The organism is Streptomyces sp. P9-2 (assembly GCF_051903975.1).
GTDB lineage: Bacteria > Actinomycetota > Actinomycetes > Streptomycetales > Streptomycetaceae > Streptomyces > Streptomyces cellulosae.
This window is the reverse complement of the sequence record NZ_CP192633.1, coordinates 530,668-556,602: the sequence shown is the minus strand read 5'-3', so window position 1 is coordinate 556,602 and position 25,935 is coordinate 530,668. Positions and strand designations below refer to the sequence as shown.

At 71.7% G+C, this 25,935-nt stretch carries 22 protein-coding genes; 12 read left to right on the top strand and 10 right to left on the bottom strand.

The genetic code is table 11. The features are described 5' to 3' along the window. Positions 1-19: 19 nt before the first annotated feature. A complete protein-coding gene (locus tag ACQY0Z_RS02550) occupies positions 20-457 on the bottom strand; it encodes a gamma-glutamylcyclotransferase (protein WP_189907031.1) in 438 nt (145 codons plus the stop codon). A gap of 87 nt (positions 458-544) precedes the next feature. Here ACQY0Z_RS02550 and ACQY0Z_RS02545 point away from each other — a divergent pair, with 87 nt between their 5' ends. Continuing rightward, a complete protein-coding gene (locus ACQY0Z_RS02545; RefSeq protein WP_028959688.1) occupies positions 545-1,993 on the top strand; it encodes an NAD(P)H-quinone dehydrogenase in 1,449 nt (482 codons plus the stop codon). Between the two features lie 99 nt (positions 1,994-2,092). Next, a complete protein-coding gene (locus tag ACQY0Z_RS02540) occupies positions 2,093-3,058 on the top strand; it encodes a DeoR family transcriptional regulator (protein ID WP_189907029.1) in 966 nt (321 codons plus the stop codon). A gap of 64 nt (positions 3,059-3,122) precedes the next feature. Here the strand turns inward: ACQY0Z_RS02540 and ACQY0Z_RS02535 are convergent, their stop codons facing one another. After that, positions 3,123-4,895 carry an acetyl/propionyl/methylcrotonyl-CoA carboxylase subunit alpha gene (locus ACQY0Z_RS02535; protein WP_189907027.1) on the bottom strand — a complete coding sequence of 591 codons (1,773 nt, stop codon included), beginning with the start codon at positions 4,893-4,895 and terminating at the stop codon, positions 3,123-3,125. 364 nt (positions 4,896-5,259) lie between these two features. Here ACQY0Z_RS02535 and ACQY0Z_RS02530 point away from each other — a divergent pair, with 364 nt between their 5' ends. After that, positions 5,260-5,751 (top strand): hypothetical protein, encoded by a 492-nt coding sequence (locus ACQY0Z_RS02530; protein WP_439811782.1) that lies wholly within the window; start codon positions 5,260-5,262, stop codon positions 5,749-5,751. Between the two features lie 44 nt (positions 5,752-5,795). Here the strand turns inward: ACQY0Z_RS02530 and ACQY0Z_RS02525 are convergent, their stop codons facing one another. From ACQY0Z_RS02525 to ACQY0Z_RS02510, 4 genes are all read right to left on the bottom strand, one after another. Beyond that, positions 5,796-6,416, bottom strand: coding sequence for a Maf family protein (locus ACQY0Z_RS02525; RefSeq protein ID WP_254588313.1), 621 nt, complete (start codon positions 6,414-6,416; stop codon positions 5,796-5,798). Between the two features lie 31 nt (positions 6,417-6,447). After that, a complete protein-coding gene (gene mmpB / locus ACQY0Z_RS02520; protein ID WP_267461839.1) occupies positions 6,448-6,576 on the bottom strand; it encodes a morphogenic membrane protein MmpB in 129 nt (42 codons plus the stop codon). Positions 6,577-6,703: 127 nt separating this feature from the next. Next, on the bottom strand, positions 6,704-6,916 hold the full coding sequence (locus ACQY0Z_RS02515) for an acyl-CoA carboxylase epsilon subunit (protein WP_189907022.1): 213 nt from the start codon (positions 6,914-6,916) through the stop codon (positions 6,704-6,706). A 9-nt stretch (positions 6,917-6,925) separates the two neighbouring features. Further along, positions 6,926-8,515: an acyl-CoA carboxylase subunit beta gene (locus tag ACQY0Z_RS02510; RefSeq protein WP_189907020.1), complete on the bottom strand. Its 1,590-nt coding sequence runs from the start codon at positions 8,513-8,515 to the stop codon at positions 6,926-6,928. Positions 8,516-8,625: 110 nt separating this feature from the next. On the opposite strand from ACQY0Z_RS02510, the gene ACQY0Z_RS02505 reads away from it, so the two are divergent. From ACQY0Z_RS02505 to hutH, 5 genes are all read left to right on the top strand, one after another. Then, on the top strand, positions 8,626-9,516 hold the full coding sequence (locus ACQY0Z_RS02505; RefSeq protein WP_439811781.1) for a biotin--[acetyl-CoA-carboxylase] ligase: 891 nt from the start codon (positions 8,626-8,628) through the stop codon (positions 9,514-9,516). 869 nt (positions 9,517-10,385) lie between these two features. Further along, on the top strand, positions 10,386-11,495 hold the full coding sequence (locus ACQY0Z_RS02500) for an adenylate/guanylate cyclase domain-containing protein (protein ID WP_189906169.1): 1,110 nt from the start codon (positions 10,386-10,388) through the stop codon (positions 11,493-11,495). Between the two features lie 732 nt (positions 11,496-12,227). After that, positions 12,228-13,028: an enoyl-CoA hydratase/isomerase family protein gene (locus ACQY0Z_RS02495; protein WP_189906170.1), complete on the top strand. Its 801-nt coding sequence runs from the start codon at positions 12,228-12,230 to the stop codon at positions 13,026-13,028. A gap of 43 nt (positions 13,029-13,071) precedes the next feature. Beyond that, entirely contained in the window at positions 13,072-14,223 is a 1,152-nt protein-coding gene (locus ACQY0Z_RS02490; RefSeq protein ID WP_189906172.1) for a GGDEF domain-containing protein, read from the top strand. A gap of 64 nt (positions 14,224-14,287) precedes the next feature. After that, positions 14,288-15,826 (top strand): histidine ammonia-lyase, encoded by a 1,539-nt coding sequence (gene hutH, locus ACQY0Z_RS02485; protein ID WP_439813339.1) that lies wholly within the window; start codon positions 14,288-14,290, stop codon positions 15,824-15,826. Between the two features lie 58 nt (positions 15,827-15,884). Here hutH and ACQY0Z_RS02480 read toward each other — a convergent pair whose 3' ends face one another. Continuing rightward, positions 15,885-16,211, bottom strand: a complete 327-nt coding sequence (locus ACQY0Z_RS02480; protein WP_189906174.1) for an LAETG motif-containing sortase-dependent surface protein — start codon at positions 16,209-16,211, stop codon at positions 15,885-15,887. A gap of 690 nt (positions 16,212-16,901) precedes the next feature. Between ACQY0Z_RS02480 and ACQY0Z_RS02475 the strand changes: the two genes are divergently transcribed. Continuing rightward, on the top strand, positions 16,902-18,155 hold the full coding sequence (locus tag ACQY0Z_RS02475; RefSeq protein ID WP_189906243.1) for a L,D-transpeptidase: 1,254 nt from the start codon (positions 16,902-16,904) through the stop codon (positions 18,153-18,155). Positions 18,156-18,456: 301 nt separating this feature from the next. Then, the gene (locus ACQY0Z_RS02470; RefSeq protein ID WP_439811780.1) at positions 18,457-21,789 is read left to right on the top strand and encodes a S8 family peptidase; all 3,333 of its coding nucleotides are present in this window, start codon (positions 18,457-18,459) and stop codon (positions 21,787-21,789) included. A 79-nt stretch (positions 21,790-21,868) separates the two neighbouring features. Here the strand turns inward: ACQY0Z_RS02470 and ACQY0Z_RS02465 are convergent, their stop codons facing one another. Then, positions 21,869-22,783 carry a helix-turn-helix domain-containing protein gene (locus ACQY0Z_RS02465; RefSeq protein ID WP_439811779.1) on the bottom strand — a complete coding sequence of 305 codons (915 nt, stop codon included), beginning with the start codon at positions 22,781-22,783 and terminating at the stop codon, positions 21,869-21,871. A 178-nt stretch (positions 22,784-22,961) separates the two neighbouring features. On the opposite strand from ACQY0Z_RS02465, the gene ACQY0Z_RS02460 reads away from it, so the two are divergent. Together ACQY0Z_RS02460 and ACQY0Z_RS02455 are read left to right on the top strand one after the other, a co-directional pair. Beyond that, entirely contained in the window at positions 22,962-24,002 is a 1,041-nt protein-coding gene (locus ACQY0Z_RS02460) for an NAD(P)-dependent alcohol dehydrogenase (RefSeq protein WP_381730545.1), read from the top strand. A gap of 88 nt (positions 24,003-24,090) precedes the next feature. Beyond that, the gene (locus ACQY0Z_RS02455; protein WP_347225778.1) at positions 24,091-24,222 is read left to right on the top strand and encodes a hypothetical protein; all 132 of its coding nucleotides are present in this window, start codon (positions 24,091-24,093) and stop codon (positions 24,220-24,222) included. 89 nt (positions 24,223-24,311) lie between these two features. Here the strand turns inward: ACQY0Z_RS02455 and ACQY0Z_RS02450 are convergent, their stop codons facing one another. Continuing rightward, the gene (locus ACQY0Z_RS02450; RefSeq protein ID WP_439811778.1) at positions 24,312-25,025 is read right to left on the bottom strand and encodes an SAVMC3_10250 family protein; all 714 of its coding nucleotides are present in this window, start codon (positions 25,023-25,025) and stop codon (positions 24,312-24,314) included. Positions 25,026-25,089: 64 nt separating this feature from the next. Next, positions 25,090-25,935, bottom strand: coding sequence for a serine/threonine-protein kinase (locus ACQY0Z_RS02445; RefSeq protein ID WP_337662776.1), 846 nt, complete (start codon positions 25,933-25,935; stop codon positions 25,090-25,092).

The following is a 25,935-nucleotide window of genomic DNA, read 5'->3' as shown; positions in this document are numbered from 1 at the left end:
CGTTGTCGTGTCGTTTCCGTCAGCAGGGGCGCTTACGGAGCTCCATCACATAGTCGTGGGGCGCCCCGGCGGACTCCGCCGCGTCGGCGATCTCGCCCAGGTAGCGGGCCGAGGGCAGGCCGCCCTCGTAGGAGTTCAGGACGTACGTCCAGGCGTGTTCCTCGCCGTCCAGGGTGTGGACGCGGATGCGGGTGCGCCGGTAGATGTCCAGGCCCGTGCCCTCCCAGCGGTCCAGGGACTCCTCGTCCATGGGCGCGATGTCGTAGAGGGAGACGAAGACCTGGGAGAGCGGGTCCTCGACGAGGGTGGCGAGTGCGCCTTCCCAGCCCATGTGCTCGCCCCCGAACGTCAGCCGCCAGCCGTTGAGCCAGCCGGTGGCCCGCAGCGGGGAGTGCGGGGCGCGGCGGGACATCAGCCGGGCGTCGAGGTTGCCGGCATAAGCGGCGTAGAGCGACATGGGGGAAGGGTACGGCAGGGGGTGCCGGGACTGTCGTGGCTCCGGGGACGCACCCCCGGGCGGTCGCACGGTGAAGTGTGCGGGACAATGGAGTACGTGACTCGGATCGTGATCATCGGTGGCGGACCCGGCGGATACGAAGCGGCGCTGGTCGCCGCGCAGCTCGGCGCGGAGGTGACCGTCGTCGACTGCGACGGCCTGGGCGGTGCGTCGGTGCTGACCGACTGCGTGCCGTCCAAGACCCTGATCGCCACGGCCGAGGTGATGACCACCTTCGACTCCTCCTACGAGGAGCTGGGGATCATCGTCGCCGACGACACCCCGCCCCTGGAGCAGGCCGCCCGGGTGGTCGGCGTCGACCTGGGCAAGGTCAACCGGCGTGTGAAGCGGCTCGCTCTGGCGCAGTCGCATGACATCACCGCGTCCGTGACGCGCGCCGGCGCGCGTGTCATGCGCGGGCGTGGGCGGCTCGAGGGAATGCAGGCGCTCGACGGGTCGCGCAAGGTCGTCGTCACCGCTGCCGACGGGTCCGAGGAGACGCTTACCGCCGATGCCGTTCTGATCGCCACCGGTGGGCATCCTCGTGAGCTGCCCGACGCCCGGCCCGACGGCGAGCGCATTCTCAACTGGACCCAGGTGTACGACCTGGACGAGCTTCCCGAGGAGCTCATCGTCGTCGGTTCCGGTGTCACCGGTGCGGAGTTCGCCGGCGCCTACCAGGCGCTCGGGTCGCGGGTCACGCTGGTGTCCTCCCGTGACCGGGTGCTTCCGGGTGAGGACCCGGACGCCGCCGCCGTGCTGGAGGACGTCTTCCGGCGGCGCGGCATGAACGTCATGGCGCGGTCGCGCGCCCAGTCCGCCAAGCGGGTCGGGGACCGCGTCGAGGTCACGCTGGCCGACGGGCGGGTCATCACCGGGTCGCACTGTCTGATGGCCGTCGGCGCCATCCCGAACTCCGAGGGCATGGGCCTGGAGGAGGCCGGCGTGCGGCTGCGCGACTCCGGGCACATCTGGACCGACAAGGTGTCGCGCACCACCGCTCCGGGCGTCTACGCCGCCGGTGACGTCACGGGTGTGTTCGCGCTGGCTTCCGTGGCCGCCATGCAGGGGCGGATCGCCATGTACCACTTCCTCGGCGACGCGGTCGCGCCGCTGAATCTGAAGACCGTCTCGTCGAACGTCTTCACCGACCCTGAGATCGCGACCGTCGGGTACTCCCAGGCCGACGTGGACAGCGGGAAGATCGACGCCCGTGTCGTGAAACTGCCGCTGCTGCGCAACCCGCGCGCCAAGATGCAGGGCATCCGCGACGGCTTCGTCAAGATCTTCTGCCGCCCCGGCACCGGCATCGTCGTCGGCGGTGTCGTCGTCGCGCCGCGCGCCTCGGAACTCATCCACCCCATCTCGATCGCGGTCGACAACAACCTGACCGTCGAACAGATCGCGAACGCCTTCACCGTGTATCCGTCGCTGTCGGGCTCGATCGCCGAGGTGGCGCGGCAGTTGCACACGCGGAAGGCGGGCGGCGAGGCCTGACCCGGCCCTATACCACTTGCCGTGGGGCCGTGCGAACAACTTCTGCTATTCAGCGCAAACTGCTGAAACCAGACGGTCGTCGGCGTTACTGTCAGTTTCGTGTTCGCTGCAGAACGTCGCCAATTGATCCTCGAAATGGTGCGAGCGAACGGGGCCGTGTCGCTCCGTGAGCTCGCCCGCGTCGTCCAGACCTCCGAAGTGACCGTACGGCGGGACGTGCGCGCGCTGGAGGCAGAAGGACTCCTCGACCGCCGGCACGGCGGTGCGGTACTGCCGGGCGGTTTCACACGCGAGTCCGGCTTCCCGCAGAAGTCGCATCTCGCCACCGCCGAGAAGACCGCCATCGCCGACCTCGCCGCGAACTTCGTGGAGGAGGGCGAGGCCATCGTGGTCGGCGCGGGCACCACCACGCAGGAGCTGGCCCGCCGGCTGGCCCGGGTGCCCGGGCTGACGGTCGTCACCAACTCCCTGCTGGTCGCCCAGGCGCTCGCCCACGCCAACCGGGTCGAGGTCGTGATGACCGGCGGCACGCTGCGCGGCTCCAACTACGCCCTCGTCGGCAGCGGCGCCGAGCAGTCCCTGCAGGGGCTGCGGGTGTCCCGGGCGTTCCTCTCGGGCAGCGGTCTGACCGCCGAGCGCGGGCTGTCCACGTCCAACATGCTGTCGGCGTCCGTCGACCGGGCGCTGGTGCAGGCCGCCGCCGAGGTGGTGGTCCTCGCCGACCACACCAAGCTCGGCACGGACACCATGTTCCAGACGGTGCCCACCGACCTCATCACCCGGCTGGTCACCGACGAGCCGCCCGCCCACGACGACCGCGCGGCCACCGAGCTCCAGGCCCTCGCCGACCAGGGCGTGCAGATCGCCGTCGCGGGGACGCCGGGGGGAAACGGAAACGCCGCGGGTGACGGCCCGCCGTCGGCGCGCCAGCGCCGTGACGTCCCGCTGCCCGGCCCGAGGCGGCAGGGCCCCGGACTGCGTACGGCCGTGGCGCTGGGCGCCGCGTCCGACCAGGGGCAGGGCGCCGAGCGGGCCGCCCGGGTGGCGGACATGCGGCGGCGCTGACGGCGTACACGAAAGCGCCCGGCGCCCCCCGCGTGGGAGGGCGCCGGGCGCTGTGACGTGAGCGTCAGTCCTTGATCTCGCAGATCGCGGCGCCGGACGTGACCGAGGCGCCGACCTCCGCGTTCAGGCCCTTGACGGTGCCTGAGCGGTGGGCGTTGATGGGCTGCTCCATCTTCATCGCCTCCAGGACGACGACCAGGTCGCCTTCCTGGACCTCCTGGCCCTCCTCGACCGCGACCTTCACGATCGTGCCCTGCATCGGGGAGGCGAGGGTGTCGCCCGAGGCGGCCGGGCCCGACTTGCGGGCGGCGCGGCGCTTCGGCTTGGCGCCGGCGGCCAGGCCCGTGCGGGCCAGGCTCATGCCGAGGGAGGCCGGGAGCGAGACCTCCAGGCGCTTGCCGCCGACCTCGACGACGACCGTCTCACGGCCCGCCTCCTCCTCCGCGTCCGCGTCCACGGGCGAGGCGAAGGGCTTGATGTCGTTGACGAACCCGGTCTCGATCCAGCGGGTGTGGACCGTGAACGGCTCGGAGGAGCCGGTCAGCTCGGGGGCGAACGCCGGGTCCTTGACCACCGCGCGGTGGAACGGGATGGCGGTGGCCATGCCCTCCACCTTGAACTCCTCCAGGGCGCGCGAGGCGCGCTGCAGGGCCTGCTCGCGGGTGGCGCCGGTGACGATCAGCTTGGCCAGCAGGGAGTCCCAGGCGGGGCCGATGACGCTGCCGGACTCGACGCCCGCGTCCAGGCGCACGCCCGGGCCGGACGGCGGGGCGAACGTGGTGACGGTGCCGGGAGCGGGCAGGAAGTTGCGGCCCGGGTCCTCGCCGTTGATGCGGAACTCGAAGGAGTGACCGCGCAGCGGCGGGTCGTCGTAGCCGAGCTCCTCGCCGTCGGCGATGCGGAACATCTCGCGCACCAGGTCGATGCCGGAGACCTCCTCGGTCACCGGGTGCTCCACCTGGAGGCGGGTGTTGACCTCGAGGAAGGAGATCGTGCCGTCCGCGCCGACGAGGAACTCCACGGTGCCGGCGCCGACGTAGCCGGCCTCCTTCAGGATGGCCTTGGAGGCGCGGTACAGCTCGGCGTTCTGCTCCTTCGACAGGAACGGCGCCGGGGCCTCCTCGACCAGCTTCTGGTGGCGGCGCTGCAGCGAGCAGTCACGGGTGGAGACGACGACCACGTTGCCGTGGCTGTCGGCCAGGCACTGGGTCTCCACGTGACGCGGCTTGTCCAGGTACCGCTCGACGAAGCACTCGCCGCGGCCGAACGCGGCGACCGCCTCACGCACGGCCGAGTCGTACAGCTCGGGGACCTCTTCGAGGGTGCGGGCGACCTTCAGGCCGCGCCCGCCACCGCCGAAGGCGGCCTTGATGGCGATCGGCAGGCCGTGCTCCTCGGCGAACGCGACGACCTCCTCCGCGCCGGACACCGGGTCGGGCGTGCCCGCCACCAGCGGGGCGCCGGCGCGCTGGGCGATGTGCCGGGCGGCGACCTTGTCACCGAGGTCGCGGATGGCCTGCGGCGGCGGGCCGATCCAGATCAGGCCCGCGTCCAGCACGGCCTGGGCGAAGTCGGCGTTCTCCGAGAGGAAGCCGTAGCCGGGGTGGATCGCGTCCGCCCCCGACTCCCGCGCGGCCTTCAGCACCTTGTCCATGTCGAGGTAACTGGTGGCCGGAGTGTCACCGCCCAGGGCGAACGCCTCATCCGCGGCGCGGACATGCAGAGCGTCCCGGTCCGGGTCGGCGTAGACGGCAACGCTCGCGATTCCGGCATCCCGGCAGGCCCGGGCAACGCGGACAGCGATTTCGCCACGGTTGGCGATGAGCACCTTGCGCACGATTGAGGCTCCCTCCTTGAAACAAGCCGAGTTTAGGGACTGCCGACACGGCACTTCGACCCGTCCCCGGTGGTGAGCTTGCCCACACGGAGCGTGATGCGAGGCTCGCTCGACCCGCGAAATCCCTTGTCGCACCTCGGTACGCAGGACTCCTCCCGAGAACCCTAGCCCCGTCATGTGGCCAAGGTCTCTGTGAGAGCGTGCTGCGGCCCACTTCGTTTCTTTGTGGAGTCCCTACGAATGGCCCAATGATTCTTTGCCCGTCGCACGCCCCTTGTACCGAGGTTTACCTCTCAGTAGCCTTCGCCTCGTCCCGAACGTACTCGGGGTAACCACAATCGTGCTCGAAAGTGGGTGGGGGCCGGTGGTCCGCAGACCGGTGGCGTGGATCGTCGCGCTCGTGCTGTTCGCCGAGGCGCTGGGCGTACTGGCGGTGAACTGGTTCCTGGGGGTCGTCGTCGACCGGCAGGACATGTCGCTGGCCGGTCTCGACCCGGACATGATGTCGGTGTCGTCGAAGGCCGGCGGAGTCGTCTTCGGGCTCTACTTCGCCGCGTGCGGCCTGGTGGCCCTGCTGGTCGCCCTGCGCGACCGCGCCCCGGCCGGGCTCGGCAAGGTGCTGCTGATCAGCGCCGCCGTCGTGCACGCGCTGCTGGGCGCGTTCGCGTGGGGGCTGATCGGCTGGACGGCGTTCCTCTTCATGGTCGTCGTCCTCGCGCTGATCGTGTTGCTCCTGATGACGTACGACGGGCGGCCGGAGAAGCCCGGTGAGCCCGGTGACCCCGGTGAGTCCGACGGGCCCGTCGACGCCGGGACGCCGCCGTTCAGTCCTCCTGCGGCGCCCTCGGCTCCGTGACGGCCGTCAGGCCTCCCGCGGCGCCCACAGCTCCGTGACGGCCGTCAGGCCTCCTGAGGCGCCCACAGGTCCGTGATGCCCACGCCAAGCTCGGCCAGCAGGCGTCGTACGAGCGGCAGGCTGATGCCGATCACGTTGCCGTGGTCGCCGTCGATGCCGTCGATGAACGGCGCCGAGCGGCCGTCCAGGGTGAACGCCCCCGCCACGTGCAGCGGTTCGCCGGAGGCCACGTAGGCCGCGATCTCCTCGTCGGAGGGTTCACCGAAACGGACCACCGTGGACGCGGTGGCGGAGGCGTAGCGGCGGCTGAGGGTGTCGTAGACGCAGTGGCCCGTCTGCAGCGTGCCCGCGCGGCCCCGCATCGCCTTCCAGCGCGCGGTGGCCTCCTCGGCGTTCTCCGGCTTGCCCAGGGCCTGGCCGTCCAGATCCAGCACCGAGTCGCAGCCGATCACCAGCGCGCCCTTCACCTCGGGCTTCGCGGCCACCACGGACGCCTTCGCCTCGGCCAGGGCCAGCGCCAGCTCGGCGGGGGTGGGGGCGGAGACGGCGTCCTCGTCGACCCCGCTGACGATCACCTCGGGGGTCAGTCCGGCCTGGCGGAGCAGTCCGAGCCGGGCGGGGGACTGGGAGGCGAGGACGAGGCGGCGGCGCGGGTGATCTGTCATGCGGTCAGCGTATCGGCGTCGCCCGTCCGGCTCATCTCACGCCGATCACCAGCATCGCGACCACCATGGCCAGCGCCATGAGAACGCCCAGCCGCCGCAGCATCTCCTGCGTGTCACGCAGTTCCTTCGGCGGCTTGTTCTCGGGGTCGGACCACAGCATTCCTCCAGCGTGCGGCGGAGGCGGCGGGGGCGCCTGAGTACGCGTACTCAACTTGGCGGCGGACGCCCGTACGCGTGCGAACGGGCCGTACGCGGTGCGTACGGCCCGTTCAGGAAGCGGTGGGGCTTCAGCCGCCCGGCCAGTACGTCCGCGACCACGACGCCGGGCCCGGAGCGGGCACGCGGCGCGCCGCGATGCGGGACGGGTCGGACCAGGCGTCGGGGATCGCGGGCGCGCCGGACGGCTGGGCGGCCGCCGCCGCGGCGCGCGCCCTGACCACCGCCAGTGCGGCGGCCAGCTCCTCCGGGGTCGGGTTGCCCCGTACGACCTTGATCGTCACAGCGGCTCCTTACAGGGGGATGTTGCCGTGCTTCTTCGGGGGCAGGCTCTCGCGCTTGGTCCGCAGCTGGCGCAGACCGCGCACGATGTGGCGGCGGGTGTCCGACGGCATGATCACCGCGTCGACGTAACCCCGCTCGGCGGCGACGTAGGGGTTGAGGAGCGCGTCCTCGTACTCCTGCATCAGCCGCGCGCGGGTCGCCTCCGGATCGTCCGACTCGGCGATGGTACGGCGGTGCAGGATGTTGACGGCGCCCTGCGCGCCCATCACCGCGATCTGGGCCGTCGGCCAGGCCAGGTTGAGGTCGGCGCCCAGGTGCTTGGAGCCCATGACGTCGTACGCGCCGCCGAACGCCTTGCGGGTGATCACCGTGATCAGCGGGACGGTGGCCTCCGCGTACGCGTAGATCAGCTTCGCGCCGCGGCGGATGATGCCGTCGTGCTCCTGGTCCACGCCGGGCAGGAAGCCGGGGACGTCGACGAAGGTCAGCACCGGGATGTTGAAGGCGTCGCAGGTCCGCACGAAGCGGGCCGCCTTCTCCGACGCGGTGATGTCCAGGCAGCCGGCGAACTGCATCGGCTGGTTCGCCACGATGCCGACGGGACGGCCCTCGACCCGGCCGTACCCCGTGAGGATGTTCGGCGCGAACAGGGGCTGCGTCTCGAAGAACTCCGCGTCGTCGAGGACGTGCTCGATGACCGTGTGCATGTCGTACGGCTGGTTCGCCGAGTCCGGCACGATCGTGTCGAGTTCGCGGTCCTCGTCGGTGATGTCGAGGTCGGCCTCCTCGGGGAAGGCCGGGGGCTCCGAGAGGTTGTTGGACGGCAGGTACGAGAGCAGCTGCTTGACGTACTCGATCGCGTCCTTCTCGTCGCCGGCCATGTGGTGCGCGACGCCGGAGGTCGAGTTGTGGGTGCGGGCGCCGCCCAGCTCCTCGAAGCCGACGTCCTCGCCGGTGACCGTCTTGATGACGTCAGGGCCGGTGATGAACATGTGGCTGGTCTGGTCGACCATGATCGTGAAGTCGGTGATCGCGGGCGAGTAGACCGCGCCGCCCGCGCAGGGGCCGACCACCAGGCTGATCTGCGGGATCACGCCGGAGGCGTGGGTGTTGCGGCGGAAGATCTCCCCGTACGCGCCGAGGGAGGCCACGCCCTCCTGGATACGGGCGCCGCCGGAGTCGTTGATGCCGATGACCGGGCAGCCGGTCTTCAGCGCGAAGTCCATGACCTTCACGATCTTCTGGCCGTAGACCTCGCCGAGGGCGCCGCCGAAGACGGTGAAATCCTGCGAGAAGACGGCGACGGGGCGGCCGTCGACCGTGCCGTAGCCGGTCACGACGCCGTCGCCGTACGGACGGTTGGCGTCGAGGCCGAAGTTGGTGGAGCGGTGCCGGGCGAACTCGTCCAGTTCGACGAAGCTTCCCTCGTCGAGCAGGAGGTCGATCCGCTCACGGGCCGTCAGCTTGCCTTTGGCGTGCTGCTTTTCGACGGCGCGTGCTGAGCCGGCGTGCGTCGCCTCTTCGATTCGACGCTGGAGATCCGCGAGCTTGCCCGCGGTGGTGTGGATGTCAGGCTGCTGCTCTTCCGGCTCGGACATCGGGATGCGGCTCCCTGCCTGCTCAAAAGGGGGGACGGTTACTCATCCGTACCCTAGTGGGGGCCTGTGTGTTCGGCAGTGCGGTGTTTCCCACACCTAGTGTGGGTTGCATGACACCCCGAGATGACTCCGAATCCTCCGGGCCCCGGCGTAGTCGGTGGTCCGACCTCGAACGGCCTCCGCTGAACGCGGCCGCGTTGCGGCGGGCGCTGGTGCGGGAGGGGGGTTTGTGGCGGGAGCTGGATGTGGTGCAGCGGACCGGGTCCACGAACTCCGATCTCGTCGCGCGGGCGGTGGGGAGCGCCGGCGCCGGCGGGCTCGAAGAGGGCGTTGTGCTCGTCGCCGAGGAGCAGAGTGCCGCGCGGGGGCGGCTGGACCGGAAGTGGGTGGCTCCGGCTCGGTCCGGGTTGTTCTTCTCCGTGCTGCTGAGGCCCGGGGATGCGGTGCCCATGGAGCGGTGGGGATGGTTGCCGTTGCTGACGGGGGTCGCGGTGGCTACGGGGCTGGCGCGGGCCGGGGGCGTGGATACGGCGTTGAAGTGGCCCAACGATGTGCTGGTGACGGTGGGGGGAGAGGAGCGGAAGGCCGGGGGGATTCTGGCGGAGGCCTCGGGGGACGGGGGTGTGGTGGTGGGGGTTGGCGTGAACGTCAGCCTGCGGGCTGACGAGCTGCCTGTGCCTACGGCGGGGTCGCTGGCGTTGGCGGGGGCCGTGAGCACGGACCGGGACCCGCTGCTGCGGGCTGTGCTGCGGGGGCTGGAGGACTGGTACGGGCGCTGGCGGGCGGCGGAGGGGGACGCGGGGGCGTGCGGTCTCCAGGAGGCGTACGCGGCGGGCTGCGCGACGCTGGGGCGGCGGGTGCGGGCGGAGCTGCCGGGGGATCGGGCGCTGGTGGGGGAGGCGGTCGCGGTGGACGGGGACGGGCGGCTGGTGCTGGCGACGGAGGCGGGGGTGCAGGAGCCGGTGGGGGCGGGGGACATCGTGCACTTGCGGGCGGGGTGAGGCGGGGGTCGCCTGTGGTGCGTCGTTCGGTCCGGTGGAGGGGGTGAGGTCTGGTGTCTGTGGTGCGTCGTTCGGTCTGGTGGGGGGGTGAGGTCTGGTGTCTGCGGTGCGTCGTTCGGTCTGGTGGGGGGGGGTGAGGTCTGGTGTCTGTGGTGCGTCGTCCGGCCTGGTGGCGGGCTGAGGTCTGACGCCTGCGGCGCAGGGTTGCGCTCCGGTGGGGGTGGGCGTAGCGCCCAGGGCCGGTGGGTGGGACGGGGCCGCGGTGGGGGCGGTCGTCCTCGGTCTGGCGCGAGAGTGCGAGCTGGAAAAGTGCGGGGCGCGGACGCGCCAGCCGCTGCGGGCGCCCACCCCCACCCCGTCCCCTCCCCGCCGCGGGCGACTACACCGCCACCAGGGCATGCGCCGCCTCCGCTACATGCGGGCGCAGGCCCGGCCGGCGGCCGCAACCTTCGCCAACCGCGGGCATTCGTGCCGCTGGGGCGATGGGGGAGGGTGGGCGCGGCGGCACCCTGCGGGCGCCAGGTGCGCCGGCACCCCCCGGCCCACACCCACGCCGGGTGCTAGGAAGCCCCAGGGGGTGCAACGCCCCACCCGCGCCCGCTCCGGCTACGGACGAAGCCCGGGGTGTGCGACACCCCATCCCCCACCCGCGCCGTGCGCCCAGACACGCACCGGGTGTGCGACAACCACCCCCGCCCGCACAACCGTGGCCGAAAACGCACCCCCGGACCGCGCCCCCCGCCCGTAAGTAACTGCACGCGCCTCCCACCTCCCCACGGCCCAACCTGACGGAGTGAGCTACCGCACACCTGCCGTAGAGTTGAGCCCGGTCGAGACATGGCCGTGACAGATCGGAAGGGCAGCAACGCGTGAGCGTCGACGACTCGGGTTCCGGTGCGGACGCGCAGGGCGACGGCGAGGATCCGCTTGCTCTGCGCCTCGAGCAGCTCATCCTGGGCGCCGAGCGCCGTTACACGCCGTTCCAGGCGGCCCGCAGCGCAGGCGTCACGATGGAGCTCGCCACCCGCTTCTGGCGTGCCATGGGCTTCGCCGACGTGGGTCAGGCGAAGGCCCTCACGGAGGCCGACGTCCTCGCCCTGCGCCGCCTCGCGGGTCTGGTGGAGGCCGGCCTGCTGAGCGAGGCCATGGCCGTCCAGGTCGCCCGGTCCACCGGCCAGACCACCGCACGTTTGGCCGAATGGCAGATCGACTCCTTCCTGGAGGGGCTGACGGAGCCGCCCGAACCCGGCATGACCCGTACCGAGGTCACGTATCCGATCGTCGAGCTGCTCCTCCCCGAGCTGGAGGAGTTCCTCGTCTATGTGTGGCGGCGCCAGCTCGCCGCCTCGGCCGGGCGTGTGGTGCAGGAGGCCGACGACGAGGAGATGGTGGACCGGCGGCTCGCCGTCGCCTTCGCCGACCTCGTGGGCTTCACCCGTCTTACCCGGCGGATGGAGGAGGAAGAGCTCGGAGAGCTCGTCGAGGCCTTCGAGACGACCGCCGCCGACCTGGTCGCGGCGCGTGGCGGGCGGCTCATCAAGACCCTCGGCGACGAGGTCCTGTACGCCGCCGACGACGCCGGCACAGCTGCTGAGATCGCCCTGCGGTTGATAGAGACCATGGCGAACGACGAGACCATGCCGGAACTGCGCGTCGGCATGGCCTTCGGCACCGTCACCACCCGGATGGGCGATGTCTTCGGCACCACTGTCAATCTCGCCTCCCGGCTGACCTCCATAGCCCCCCGCGACGCGGTCCTCGTCGATGCCGACTTCGCCCAGGAGCTCATCCGCACGGGTGATGCGCCGGCCAGTGAGGCCGCCGCCGCCGAAGCGGCCGCCGCGGCGGAGAAGGAGGGCGAGGAGCCGCCCCGGTACCGCTTCGCGCTCCAGCCGATGTGGCAGCGGCCCGTCCGTGGTCTCGGCGTCGTCGAGCCCTGGCTACTGACGCGCAGGACCCCCTCGGAAGCCTCCGACTGATCGTCTGCCCGGCCCCTCAGCCGCCCAGGCAGATGTTCAGGAGGGGGAGGCAGAGGCCTCGGTCCTCGTTCTCGTCCGCCTCGTCGTTCTCGTCCTCGGGTGGCGGGGGTGGGGGCGTCGTCGCCTGCGGTGGCGGTGTCGGGTGCTGTTCCCGTGGGGGTTCGGGTGGCTCGGACGTCTGGGGTGCGGGCGGGGTCGTTTCCGAGCGCGTGCTCGGTGGTGTTCGGGGTGGTGTCGTCGGCTGCTGGGTGAGCGGCTCCTGCGCCTTTCCGCCTTGTGCCTTCGGTGACGTCGGACTCGGGTGCGGGGCCGGTGGGGGTGTCGTGGCCCCGGAGGGGTCCGCCGGCTTCCCGCTCGGTGGCGTGGAGGCGCCGCTCTCCTCCGGGGACGGGAGCGGGGCCGCCTGTGCGTCCCTCGGTGGGGCGTCCGGCATTGAGAGGTGGATCAGGGTCGCCGCGCCCACCGTCAGGGTCAGGGCGCCCGCTGCCAGGAGCGCGCGGCGGTGGCGGGGCTTTCTGTGGCGTCCCCGGGAGACGGTGCGCGTCTCGTCCTGTGTCATGGTCTGTCTCCCCCCTGCGGCGCGCCGCGGTGTGCGCACGGTACGCGCCGGGGGCTACACGGCTCAGGCGAGTCGGTCGTATGTCACTCGAACGGGTGGACCCTTTTCCTCAGTGGCTCCCGGCTGCCATGATCGGGGCGAGCCAAGTTAACCCGCGTTAACCGGAGGGTGTCATGAGTGAGGAACGGTTCGGGGAGTTCGTGCTGGTGCGGCGGCACGAGCGGGGGCATGTCGCGGAGCTCGTCCTCGACCGGCCGAAGGCCATGAACGCGGTGTCGACCGAGATGGCCCGTTCCGTCGCCGGCGCCTGTGCGGCGCTGGGCGAGGACCGTGACGTACGCGCGGTGGTGCTGACCTCGTCGCACGAGCGGGCGTTCTGCGTGGGGGCCGACCTGAAGGAGCGGAACTCGTTCACGGACGCTGACCTCGTGCGGCAGCGGCCTGTGGCGCGGGCGGCCTACACCGGGGTGCTGCAGCTGCCTGTGCCTGCCATTGCCGCCGTGCACGGTTTCGCTCTGGGCGGCGGGTGCGAGCTTGCTCTGTCGTGCGACGTGATCGTCGCCGACCGCACGGCCGTCATGGGGCTGCCCGAGGTGTCCGTCGGCGTCATTCCGGGCGGGGGCGGTACGCAGTTGCTGCCCCGGCGGGTCGGGTCGGCTCGGGCGGCCGAGCTGATTTTCACCGCGCGGCGCGTCGAGGCCGAGGAGGCTCGGCAGATCGGGCTCGTGGACGAGCTGGTCGAGGAGGGGCGGGACCGGGAGGCGGCGCTCGCCATGGCCGCGCGGATCGCCGCGAACTCCCCTGTGGGACTGCGCGCCGCCAAGCGGGCGCTGCGGCTCGGCCACGGGCTCGATCTGCCGGCCGGGCTCGAGGTCGAGGACGCGGCCTGGCGGTCCGTGGCGTTCTCCGGGGACCGGGCCGAGGGTGTCGCCGCCTTCAACGAGAAGCGGCGGCCGGAATGGCCGGGTGAGTGACCTCGATGTCTCGATAAGCGGAAAATCTCCCTAATCTGGGGGAATGGGTGAGGAAAGCCGGCTGGCGGCCGTGGTGGCGCTGGCTCAGGGCATGGCCGCCGCGCACAGTTCGCGGGAGGCGTGGCGGGCCGCCGCCGGCGGGGCCCGCCGGGCCCTGGGCGGGAGTTTCGCCGCGCTGTCGGTGTGGGAGCGGGAGCTCGGACGGCTGCGGGTGCTGGTGAACGTCGGGGAGCTCGCCGAGGGGGAGGAGGAGTTCCCCGAGGACGAGTCGTACCCGGTGTACCAGTTCGCCGAGATCACCGAGTTCCTGCACGAGCAGTGGGCCGGCGGGGGCGAGCCCGACGCCTGGGTGGAGACCGCGGAGGGCCCCGAGGAGGGGCGTGCCGGCTACTGCCACCAGCGGGTCGCGGCGCTGCGGCGGCGCGGGCGCGGCTGCTGCGTCGTCGCGCCGATCGTGCTGCACGGGCGGGCCTGGGGCGAGCTGTACGTGGCCCGGCCGGTCGGCGAGCCCGTGTTCGGGCGGGCGGACGCCGACTTCGCGACCGTGCTGGCCGCCGTGGTGGCCGCGGGGATCGCGCAGACCGAGCGGCTGGAGGAGGCACGGCGGCTGGCCTTCACGGACTCGCTGACGGGGCTCGCCAACCGGCGGGCCGTGGACGCCCGGCTGGACGAGGCGGTCGAGCTGCACCGGCGCGAGGGGGCCGTCGTCAGCCTGGTGGTGTGCGACGTCAACGGGCTGAAGCGGGTCAACGACACCCTCGGGCACTCCGTGGGCGACCGGCTGCTGGAGCGGTTCGGGACCGTGCTGTCGCTGTGCGGGGCCATGCTGCCGGGCGCCCTGGCGGCGCGGCTCGGAGGTGACGAGTTCTGTCTGCTGGCGGTGGGGCCGTCCGCCGACGAGGTGGTGAAGGCGGCCGACGAGGTGTGCCGCCGGGCCGTGGAGCTGGGCATCGGGGACGGTGTCGCGTGCGGGGTGGCGTCCACGGAGGACCCGATCGGGCCGGTGCGCTCGGCGCGGCGGCTGTTCCGGCTGGCCGACGCGGCGCAGTACCGGGCCAAGGCCGAGCGGGCCGCGCACCCCGTGGTGGCCGGGCGGCAGGGTCCTGACGACCCCGTGGTGCGGCTCGCCGACGAACCCTCGCGGGAGGCCGACGGGGAGCGGCGCCGGTTCCGCGGGCGGCACGCGCCCGGGTAAGGGGCGCGGCCCGGGTCCGGTGGTGACAGTGGGGCATTCACTGCGTAGGCTCCTGAATATGGATATGCACACAGTGGTGGTGGGGACGTCGGGCGTGACCGCGTCCGACGTGCTGGCCGTGGTACGCGGCGGCGCCCGCGTCGAACTGTCCGAGGAGGCGGTCGCCGCCCTCGCCGCGTCCCGCGAGATCGTGGACGCCCTGGCCGCCAAGCCGGACCCGGTCTACGGGGTGAGCACCGGCTTCGGCGCCCTGGCGACCCGGCACATCAGCCCCGACCTGCGCGCCCAGCTCCAGCGCAACATCGTCCGCTCGCACGCCGCCGGCATGGGGCCGCGGGTGGAGCGTGAGGTCGTCCGGGCGCTGATGTTCCTGCGGCTCAAGACCCTCTGCTCCGGGCACACCGGCGTCCGGCCCGAGGTCGCGCAGACCATGGCCGACGTGCTGAACGCCGGGATCACCCCGATCGTGCACGAGTACGGCTCCCTGGGCTGCTCCGGCGACCTCGCCCCGCTGTCGCACTGCGCCCTCGCGCTGATGGGCGAGGGGGAGGCGGAGGGTCCCGACGGCAGCGTGCGGCCCGCCGGCGAGCTGCTCGCCGCGCACGGCATCCGGCCCGTCGAACTGCGCGAGAAGGAAGGGCTCGCCCTTCTCAACGGCACCGACGGCATGCTCGGCATGCTGGTCATGGCCCTCGCCGACCTGGACCTCCTCTACCGGTCCGCCGACGTCACCGCCGCGCTGAGCCTGGAGGCGCTGCTCGGCACCGACAAGGTGCTCGCGCCCGAGCTGCACGCCATCCGCCCGCACCCCGGTCAGGCCGCCAGCGCCGCCAACATGCTGGCCGTGCTGGAGGGTTCGGGCCTGACGGGGCATCACCAGGACGACGCGCCCCGGGTCCAGGACGCCTACTCGGTGCGCTGCGCCCCGCAGGTCGCCGGCGCCGGACGCGACACCCTCGCGCACGCCCGGCTGGTCGCCGAGCGTGAGCTCGCCGCCGCCGTCGACAACCCGGTGGTGCTGCCCGACGGCCGCGTGGAGTCGAACGGCAACTTCCACGGGGCGCCGGTCGCCTACGTGCTGGACTTCCTCGCCATCGCCGTCGCCGACCTCGCCTCCATCACGGAGCGCCGTACCGACCGGCTGCTGGACAAGAACCGCAGCCACGGGCTGCCGCCGTTCCTCGCCGACGACGCGGGCGTCGACTCCGGGCTGATGATCGCCCAGTACACGCAGGCCGCCCTGATCAGCGAGCTGAAGCGGCTCGCCGTACCGGCGTCGGCGGACTCCATCCCGTCGTCCGCGATGCAGGAGGACCACGTCTCCATGGGCTGGTCGGCCGCGCGCAAGCTGCGTACCGCCGTCGACGGGCTGACCAGGGTCGTCGCCGTGGAGCTGTACGCCGCCGCACGGGCCGTGGAGCTGCGTGAGGGCCTCACCCCCGCGCCGGCGACCCGCGCGGTCCTGAAGGCGCTGCGGGAGGCCGGTGTGCCCGGTCCCGGACCCGACCGGTACCTGGCGCCCGATCTGGCCGCCGCGGAGACCTTCGTACGGAACGGGCGGCTGGTCGAGGCCGTGGAACGGGTCACAGGTCCGCTGAGGTGACAAGGCCGGGGCCCCGCGGACGACTCCGCGGGGCCCCGGCATGCCGTGGGAGGGGCGCTCAGAACTCCAGGCGCTCCCTGCGCACCGAATACACGACGAAACCGGCGCCGAGGGCCAGACAGGCCGTGCCGCCGACGATGTACGGGGTGCTGTCGAAGCTGCCGGTGTCCGCGAGGCGGACGCCCTGGGCGGTGCTCTCCAGCTGGGCCGAGGTCGCGCTCGACACGCCTCTCGCCTGCTCGGTGACCTGCGGGGACGGGCTCGCGGAGGGCGCGGTCCGGTCCGGGGCGTCCGAGGTCGCGTTCGCGGACGGGACGAACCACAGGGCGCACAGCAGGGTGCCCGCGGCGGTGGCGGTCAGCAACGGACGGAGCGCGGATGACACGGAATATCGATCCCCTTGTGGCGCTGGCGAATTGGCCGTGTGGGCTGATGGTAGTGAACCGCCCGGGTCACAGGAAAGTCACGGGAGCACCTCCCCTGCGCTCCGGGTGCGACTCCTTGAGATATATGGGGGTTTGTCCCTTTCGACCCCGAGGAGATGGGTGTCTGGATGCTGAACGGGCTTGTGTGCAAAGCTTTGTGACCGAGGACACAGTAAGAATCGCCCATCTCTCTTACGTACCCGTTCGTACTGGTCGGCGGGGGTGGCGAGGGGACGGCCGGGGTGAATCGCGCGCGCCGACGGGCGGTTGGATCACGACCCGTACTCGCGTGAAAGGGGAGGCGGCGACGAGGATGGCGGGCGGTTCGACGAGGACTGCGAAGACGAGTCCGACGACGAAGAGTCCCCCGCACGACGAGGCGTCCTCCGACGGCGGTTCCCGCGGCGGCTGAGACGACTTGAGGAAATGTTGGCCCCGGGAGGCAACCGACGCCCCGGGCCGGCACGTCTCAATCGGCGCGCTGACCGGCGTTCCCGAGGTCCGCAACGGCGGACGTGGTGAGTCCCACACGAGTGGGACTCGGGAACCGGATCACCCGGTCGTAGCGTTGAAGCTTGTGGACGAGGCGCCTCGGCTCCCGCCAGGGGCCTCGTGGGGTTGGGATTCTGGCAACGATGGAGAAGCGTGTGATGACGGACGGTAAGCGGCGGCGCAGGGGTCTGGCGGCCGCGTCCGCTCTGCTCGGCGGAGTGCTGGTGCTCTCGGCGTGTTCCGGCGGGGACGACGACGCCGCGGGGTCCGACGGCAAGGACACCTCGCAGGCGCAGGTCGACGAGGCGGCGGCCAAGAAGTCCTCCGAGGCGCAGATCAAGATCACGCCGAAGGACGGCTCGACGAACGCCTCCATCAACAACTCGGCCACGGTGACCGTCGAGAAGGGCGAGCTCACCGAGGTCACGATGACCACCGCCGACGGCACCGCCGTCGAGGGCCAGATATCGGCCGACAAGAAGAGCTGGAAGCCCAGCGGCCAGCTCGAGCGCGCCACCACCTACAAGCTGTCGGCCTCCGCGAAGGACTCCGAGGGCCTCGTCGCCCACGAGAACGCCTCCTTCACCACGGTCTCCCCGTCCAACAGCTTCATCGGCAACTTCACCCCGGACGACGGCACCACGGTCGGCGTCGGCATGCCCGTGTCGATCAATTTCGACAAGGCCATCACCAACAAGGCCGCCGTGCAGAAGGGCATCGAGGTGTCCTCCAGCAGCGGCCAGGAGGTGGCCTGCCACTGGTTCAACGCCAACCGCATGGACTGCCGCCCCGAGCAGTACTGGCAGGAGGGCTCCACCGTCACCCTGAAGCTGGCGCTCGACGGGGTCGAGGGCGCCGAGGGCGTCTACGGCGTCCAGCAGAAGACGGTCACCTTCAAGATCGGGCGCAACCAGGTCTCCTACGTCGACGCCAAGACCAAGCAGATGAAGGTCACGCAGAACGGCAAGACGATCAAGACCATCCCGATCTCCGCCGGAGCGCCCGAGAACAAGACCTACGAGGGCCAGATGGTGATCTCTGAGAAGTTCAAGGAGACCCGGATGAACGGCGCCACGGTCGGCTTCACCGACGACGACGGCAAGGGCGAGTACGACATCAAGGACGTGCCCCACGCCATGCGTCTGAGCACCTCCGGCACCTTCATCCACGGCAACTACTGGGGCGCGAAGTCCATCTTCGGCAGCGTCAACACCAGCCACGGCTGCGTGGGCCTCGCCGACGCCAAGGGCGCCAACGACCCGAGCACGCCGGGCGCCTGGTTCTACAACAACTCGATCGTCGGTGACGTGGTCGTCGTGCAGAACACGGGCGACAAGACCATCGCCCCCGACAACGGCCTCAACGGCTGGAACATGAGCTGGGAGCAGTGGAAGGCCGGTTCCGCGGTCTGACGCCCCCTCCGTCACGACGGAAACCCCACCACACGGCCGATGCCCTCGTCCCCTCCCTCAGGAGCGGTGACGGGGGCATCGGCCGTTCGTCGTCCCTCCCGCCCCAACCGCGCGATTCTGTAACGGAGTTCCTGCGGGCACATCACAGTCACCCGGCGACTTCCCGACCACTTCCGAATCCCCTTGAGCCGCTTGATCACGTGTCGGCATACTCCGAGCACCGGGGGGTGCGCGCAGGCGTACGAGACCACCCCCGGCCGGGTGATGCTTTCGCCGCCCGGCGACTTCGCTAGGGGGAACCTTGCGCAGACAAGTCACAAGAGCATGCGCGGCCACGATCGCGACGGCGACCGCCGTGGCGCTCGCGGCGGGCATGGCCGGCCCCGCGTCGGCCGACGGGGGGAACAGCACGGCCGCCGGCTCTTCCGCGAGCGCGGCGGCGCTGAAGGGGAAGCACCGGGTCACCCTCATCACCGGTGACCGGGTCGCCCTGGACGCCAGGGGCCGCGTCGTGGGCGTGGAAGCGGCCAAGGGCCGGGAGCACATACCCGTCCAGATCCGCCGCGCCGACGGTCACACGCTGGTCGTCCCGGCCGACGCCGCCCGCCTGGTCGCGACCGGCAAGCTGGATCAACGCCTGTTCGACGTCACCGAGTTGAACAAGACGGCGACCCGCACCGCGCACCGCGGCGGTCTGAAGGTCATCGTCGGCTACCGGGGCGCCGCCAAGACCGCCAAGGCCGACGTCCGCGACGCGGGCACCGTCCGCCGGGCGCTGACGTCCCTCAACGCGGACGCGGTGCAGACGCCGCACGAGGCCACCGCCGAGCTGTGGGACGCCGTCACCGACGGCGACCGCACCGCCTCCGGAGTCGCCCGGGTCTGGCTGGACGGCGTCCGCAAGGCGTCCCTGGACACCTCCGTCGGGCAGATCGGCACCCCGAAGGCGTGGGAGGCCGGCTACGACGGCAAGGGCGTCAAGATCGCCGTCCTGGACACCGGCGTGGACGCCACCCACCCGGACCTCAAGGGCCAGGTGGCCGCGGCGAAGAACTTCACCTCCGCGCCCGGCACCAACGACGTCGTCGGCCACGGCACCCACGTCGCGTCCATCGCGGCCGGCACGGGCGCCCAGTCGAAGGGAAAGTACAAGGGCGTCGCGCCCGGCGCGAAGATCCTCAACGGCAAGGTCCTCGACGACTACGGCTTCGGCGACGACTCCGGCATCCTCGCCGGCATGGAGTGGGCGGCCGCGCAGGGCGCCGACATCGTCAACATGAGCCTCGGCGGCATGGACACCCCGGAGACCGACCCGCTGGAGGCGGCGGTCGACAAGCTGTCCGCCGAGAAGGGCATCCTGTTCGCCATCGCGGCGGGCAACGAGGGCCCCCAGTCGATCGGTTCGCCCGGCAGCGCGGACTCCGCGCTCACCGTCGGCGCCGTCGACGACAAGGACAAGCTCGCCGACTTCTCCTCCACCGGCCCGCGCCTCGGCGACGGCGCCGTCAAGCCGGACCTCACCGCCCCCGGCGTGGACATCACGGCCGCCTCGGCGAAGGGCAACGAGATCGCCAAGGAGGTCGGCGAGAAGCCGGCCGGCTACATGACCATCTCCGGCACCTCCATGGCCACCCCGCACGTCGCGGGCGCCGCGGCGCTGCTCAAGCAGCAGCACCCGGAGTGGAAGTACGCGGAGCTGAAGGGCGCGCTGACCGCCTCCACCAAGGACGGCAGGTACAACCCGTTCGAGCAGGGCTCGGGCCGCGTCCAGGTGGACAAGGCGATCGCGCAGACCGTGATCGCGGAGCCGGTGTCGCTGAGCTTCGGCGTCCAGCAGTGGCCGCACGCCGACGACAAGCCGGTCACCAAGAAGCTCACCTACCGCAACCTCGGCGCCGAGGACGTCACGCTGAAGCTGACGTCGACGGCGACCGACCCGAAGGGCAAGGCCGCCCCGGCCGGCTTCTTCACCCTCGGCGCCTCCACCCTGACCGTCCCCGCCAACGGCACGGCCTCCGTGGACGTCACCGCCGACACCCGCCTCGGCGGCACGCTCGACGGCACGTACTCGGCGTACGTGGTCGCCACCGGCGCCGGACAGAGCGTGCGCACCGCGGCCGCGGTGGAGCGTGAGGTCGAGTCGTACACCGTCACGCTGAAGGTCCTCGACCGCTCCGGCAAGGCCACCGCCAACTACATGGCGGGCCTGACCGGCCTCTCCGGCCTGGGCAAGAACCGGTCGTACTCGCCGTACGACGCCGACGGCACCGTCAGCGTGCGTCTGCCCAAGGGCGGTTACGTCCTGGACGCCAGCGTGCTCGCGGGCGCCGACCCGGAGACGTGGCAGGGCGCCGACTGGCTCGCCCAGCCCAAGCTGGACGTCACCAGGAACACCACGGTGACGCTGGACGCCCGCAAGGCCAAGCCCGTCAAGGTCACCGTGCCGGGCAAGGGCGCCAAGCCGCAGTTCGCCTCGACCGACTACACCGTCGAGACGAACGACAGCGCGGTCTCCTACGGCTGGTGGCTGGACAGCTTCGACGGATTCCGCACCGCGCACCTCGGCCCGCAGATCACCAACGGCACGCTGAGCCAGCAGTGGGACGCCCACTTCAGCAACGGCGCCAAGGCGCAGTACAGCGCCGTCAGCGGCGGCAAGGTGAAGAAGCTCGCCACCGGCTACACCCGCGCCTTCAAGGCCAAGGAGTTCGCCACCGTCCAGGTCGGCATGGGCGCCTCGGCCAGCGGCAAGAAGGGCGCTGTCACCGCGTACGGCTGGCTGCCCGGCGGCTCGGGCGCGTCCGGCTTCTCGCAGGAGCAGAAGCTGCCCAGCACCCGCACGCTGTACCTGTCCACGAGCTACGGCGTGACGTGGGACCTCGACTTCGAGCAGCTCGGCGGGGTCGACGAGGAGGGCTGGCCCGTCTACGACGCCGGCTACTCCATCGGCGTCGGCAAGGCCTACAAGGGCGGCAAGACCTACAAGGAGACCGTGAACACGGCCGTCTTCGGCCCGCGTCTCACCTCGTACTACGGCGTCTTCCGCGACGGCAACAGCATCTACGGCCTGATCCCGCTGTTCGCCGACGGCAAGGGCCACGCGGGCTCCTCGGTCTACTCCTCGGCCGTGACGACCCTCTACCGCAACGGCAAGAAGGCCGGCTCCAACAAGGACCCGCTGTTCGGCGAGGAGAGCTTCACCGTCCCGTCCGGTGACGCCGCGTACCGTCTGACCACCACCGTCCGGCGCAGCGCCAAGGTCGCCGCCGCGTCCACCCGCACCGACGGCAGCTGGACCTTCCGGTCCAAGAAGACGTCGGGCGAGAAGCAGCTGCCCGTCTCCTCGGCCCGGTTCGCCGCGGTCACGGGTCTCGACAGCAAGGTCGCGGCCGGCAAGAAGGCCGCCTTCCCGGTCGTCGTGGAGGGCGCCGCCAAGGGCAAGAACCTCAAGTCCCTCGCGGTGTACGTCTCCTACAACGGCGGCAAGACCTGGAAGAAGACCACGGTCACCAAGGGCAAGATCACCGTCAAGAACCCCGCCAAGGGGAAGGCGATCTCCCTGCGCGCCAAGATCACCGACAAGAAGGGCAACGCGTCCCTGATCACGGTCTACAACGCCTACTACGGCAAGTAGTCCGGACGTCGGAGAAACCGGCGACGGCCCGCCGGAGGCACCTGCCTCCGGCGGGCCGTTCCCGTCTCCGTCCCGCCGCTCAGGCGGCCGGCGCGCGCGGCCCGTCCGCCGGGGCGTCCGCGTTCCAGCTGCCCAGCAGGCGCAGCGCCTCGGCCGACGGCGATCCGGCCTCCGCGAAGTACGTCACCAGCGACTGCTCGTCCTCCCCGGCCGGGCGGAACGACTCCCACAGCAGCGTCAGCTCACCGACCAGCGGATGCCGCAGCCGCTTCACGCCGTGGCTCTTCTCCTTGACGTCGTGCCGCGCCCACAGCGTGCGGAACTCCTCGCTCTTCACGGACAGTTCGCCCACCAGCGCGGACAGGGCGGGGTCGTCCGGGTGCCGGCCCGCGTCCATGCGCAGATAGGCGACCATGTCGCAGGCCTTCTGCTCCCACTCCACGAACAGCTCACGCTGGGCGGGATCGAGGAACACCATCCGCGCCCAGTTCCGCTCCTGAGCCGGCAGCGCGCCCCAGTCGCCGAAGACAGCCGTCGCCATCCGGTTCCACGCGAGGATCTCCGACCGCCGGCCCACCACGTACGCCGGGACCGTCTCCATCGCGTCCAGCAGCTGCCGCAGCGCCGGACGGGCCTGGCGGGTGCGGGGCTCCGGCCGCTTGCGGCGCCGGCCCGGCCGGGCGAGATGCGTCAGATGCGCGTGCTCGGCGTCGCTCAGCCGCAGCGCGCGGGCGATCGCGTCGAGGACCTCCGCCGACACGTTGCGTCCGTTGCCCTGCTCCAGGCGTGTGTAGTACGCCACGGACACCCCGGCGAGCTGCGCCAGCTCCTCCCGGCGCAGACCGGGCACCCTGCGGTGCCGTCCGAGGTCCGGCAGTCCCACGTCCTGCGGCTTCAGTCGGGCCCGCCGCGTGCGCAGGAACTCGCTCAGCTCGGCACGCGGGTCCAGGCCGCCGCCCGGGGGGCCGGCCGGGTCGTCCCTGTGCTCGTCCATATGTCCATGGTGCCCGTTCGTACGCACCTCGTGCCTGTCCCCGCCAGTGGTAGGCACAGCGTGCGTACGCAACCAGGAAGTCTGGGTACGCGCCGCCCGTTGTCGCAGGCTGGACAGCGTGCGCGTCCGGACGGGAGAAGTCCGGGCGCACGATCCCCCTCAGGAGGAGAAACTTCGTATGACCACTGTCGCCGCGTACGCCGCGCCCGCCGCCAAGGCACCGTTGGAGCGCACCACCGTCGAGCGGCGCGCCGTCCGCGAGCACGACGTGCTGATCGACATCAAGTTCGCCGGGATCTGCCACTCGGACATCCACCAGGTCCGTGAGGGCTGGGGCGAGGCGATCTTCCCGATGGTCCCCGGCCACGAGATAGCGGGCGTCGTGTCCGAGGTCGGCCCCGGCGTGACCCGGTTCAAGGTCGGCGACCGAGTGGGCGTCGGCTGCATGGTCGACTCCTGCCGCGAGTGCGAGATGTGCCGCGCGGGCAAGGAGCAGTACTGCCTCAACGGCCAGACCCCGACCTACAACGGCGTCGGCCGGGACGGCGAGCCCACCTACGGCGGCTACTCCGAGAAGGTCGTCGTCGACGAGAACTTCGTCGTGCGCATCCCCGACGGGCTCGCCCTCGACGTCGCCGCGCCGCTGCTGTGCGCGGGCATCACCCTGTACTCCCCGCTGAAGCGCTTCGGCGCGGGCCCCGGCCGCAAGGTCGCGATCGTCGGCATGGGCGGCCTCGGCCACATGGGCGTGAAGATCGCCCATGCGATGGGCGCCGAGGTGACGGTGCTGTCGCAGTCCCTGCGCAAGAAGGACGACGGTCTGCGGCTCGGCGCCGACCACTACTACGCCACCAGCGACCCGAAGACCTTCCAGGAGCTGCGGGGCGCCTTCGACCTGATCGTGTCGACCGTGTCGGCGCCGCTGGACTTCGGCGCGTACCTGTCGCTGCTCAAGCCCGAGGGCACGCTGGCGAACGTGGGCGCCCCCGAGGAGCCGGTGTCGCTGAATCTGTTCTCGCTGATCGGCGGCGGCCGGTCACTCGCCGGCTCGATGATCGGCGGCATCCCGGAGACCCAGGAGACGCTGGACTTCTGCGCCGAGCACGGCATCGGCGCGGAGATCGAGCTGATCGCCGCCTCCGAGATCAACGAGGCCTACGAGCGCGTCGAGAACAGCGACGTCCGCTACCGCTTCGTGATCGACACGGCGACGATCTGAGCCTCCGGCCCGGACCGTCGCGGCTGTGCGGCCGCGACGGTCCTGTGCCGGACGGACTACGACGCCGTCGTCCGGGAAGGAGTCACCGGTGACGACCAGCCCGCGGACCGGCTCCGCCCCGATGGAGGAAGAGCACCCCGCGCCCAACCCTCCCGGCGCGGAGGACCTGGAGGAGGAGGGGCTGTCCCTGGACGCCCTGCCGTCCGCCTGGACCGCCTGAGCCCTCTCATGGACCGCCTGAGCCTTCGCACGGGCGGTCCGAGCCTTTTCATGGACCGCCTGAGCCTTGCACAAGCGGTCCTAGCCTTTTCACGCGTCCGTGTACTCCACGTACAACGGGCTCGCGACCAGCAGCCCCGGCAGCTTCGCGGCGGCGGGGAAGCCCGTGGTGACGCGGGCGTAGCCGCGCATCGTCGCCGCCGTCTCCGGGTGGGTCTGGGCGTCGACGCGGGCCATCAGGGCGTGCAGGGCGCCGACCAGGGAGGGGCGGCGGCCGTCCGGTCCGGCGTCGAGGTCGTCGGAGAGGGCGGCGAGCAGGGCGCCGGGCGCGCTGGCGTCGGAGCCGAGGAGATTCCGCACGAGCGTGCCGGACTGGCGGGTCTCGTCGGTGACGCGCGCCGGGGGAGCCGCGATCAGATGGTCGACGGAGCCGTGCAGCAGCAGCCGGACCGGGTGGTCCGGCTCCGGGGTGTCCGGGGTGTCCGCGAAGAACACCATCGTCGGGTCGGCGCCGTCCAGCACGAAGTAGTTGAGCGGCGCCTCGAAGGCGATCCACTGCCCCGGCCGCACGCCCGCCTCCGTGTACCAGCGCGCCGACTCCTCGACCCTGCGCACCACCCGCAGCAGATGCCTGCCCCACAGGTCGGACGCGGGGCCGGGCGACGGGTCCACCTCCACCCCGCCGAAGGGCGTGGAGACGCTGACCCGCTGCCGGGGCCACGCGGACCGCAGTCCGGGCAGAAACCGCGAGAGTTTCCGGTCGGACAGGTAGATGACTTCCCGCACTCCTGCTCCGTTCTTCACACGTCCCCGTTCCTCACGCGACGCCGTTCTGCACGCGTCGCCGCTCGTCGTACGCCGCCGCTCGTCATACGTCCTGGAGACCGAGGAACTCGAAGGCCGCCGGCGGCAGCAGCTCCGAGGGCCGGTACAGCCCGTCCGGGCCCGGCTCCATGTCCCGCACGATGCGCTCCAGCAGCTCGTCGAGGCCGGGACGCCCGTCCGGGTCCGGCCGCAGACAGGGCGCGGCCACGTCCACGAACTCCTCCGGCACCCCGCTCAGGTCGGGCCCCTCGGTCTGCATGCGGAGCATGGTGCGCACGGGGTCGCTGCCCGGATACGGGCTGTGCCCGGTCGCGGCGAACACCAGCACCGCGCCCAGCGCGTACACGTCGCTCGCGGACGTCACCTTCCGCGCGTCCAGCGCCTGCTCGGGCGACATGTAGGCGGGCGTGCCCAGCGTGGTGTGCGCGACGGTCAGCTTGCTGGCCGCGGCGGCCGCCGCCAGGGCGAGCCCGAAGTCGATCACGCGCAGACCGTCCACGCCGACCAGCACGTTGGACGGCTTGAGGTCGCGGTGGACGATGTCCGCCGCGTGCACCGAGCGCAGCGCCTCCACCAGCTGCGCGGCCACCCAGCGCAGCGCCCTGAGCGGCAGCGGCCCGCACGCGTCGACCAGGTCCTTCAGGGACGGCGCCGAGACGTACGCGGTGGCCAGCCAGGGGATGTCCCCGGTGGTGTCCGCGTCCACGACGGGTGGTGCGTAGAAGCCGTTCACGCCCCGCGCGGCGGCCACCTCACGCTGGAAGCGCCTGCGGAACTCCAGGTCGTCGGCCAGTTCCTCCTTGACGACCTTGACGGCGAGCAGCCGCCCGGCCGGGGTCCGCCCGAGGAACACCCGGCCCATCGACCCGCTGCCGATCCTCCGCAGCAC